The organism is Parvimonas sp. M20 (assembly GCF_035282425.1).
Taxonomy (GTDB): domain Bacteria; phylum Bacillota; class Clostridia; order Tissierellales; family Peptoniphilaceae; genus Parvimonas.
The window spans coordinates 1-507 of the sequence record NZ_JAYKBQ010000078.1 but is presented as its reverse complement, the minus strand read 5'-3'; the positions used below and the strand labels follow the sequence as shown (position 1 = coordinate 507).

The 507-nt window shown below is 48.3% G+C and carries 1 protein-coding gene; it reads left to right on the top strand.

Annotated features, from left to right (window positions below; all coding sequences use genetic code 11):
- The coding region (locus tag VJI93_RS08480) for a hypothetical protein (RefSeq protein ID WP_324009273.1) at nucleotides 1-507 on the top strand (507 nt) is incomplete at both ends.

Genomic DNA, 507 nt, shown 5'->3' with positions numbered 1-507 from the left:
CGGGAGATCACTGACGATGTAAGGACTAATGCTCGCGTACTTAATGAGGAATCTACTCGTGCTAATGCAGACTCTGCTTTAGCAGGTCGTGCTTCTACTATCGAGGCCAACGTAGCCAATCTGAATAATGGGTTGGCTGTTGCTAATGGTCGTATTACCGACGAGTCTAACGCACGTGCTACAGCAGTTGATGCTGTTGCCAGCCGTACTACTGTCCTTGAAACTAGTGCACCCGTTGTAGGTAATTGGCTGTCCAATACGCCTCTGGCAAATCTTGCAGGTTGGAATGCCACGAGCAATCCGTCTGAGGCTGGGGCATTTGCCATTAATGGCAATGGCAATGATTGGCGTCCGGGTACTGAAAATGCTATGTCCATGAATCAATGGAGCATCGTTCCTGGTTATATGGAACTGCAAAGTGATAGTATTGCAGTTGAGGGTGGTACATGGATTCAAGCATATGCGCGTACCGCTAATCATCGGTGTAATGCGTGGGTTAGCCTATTC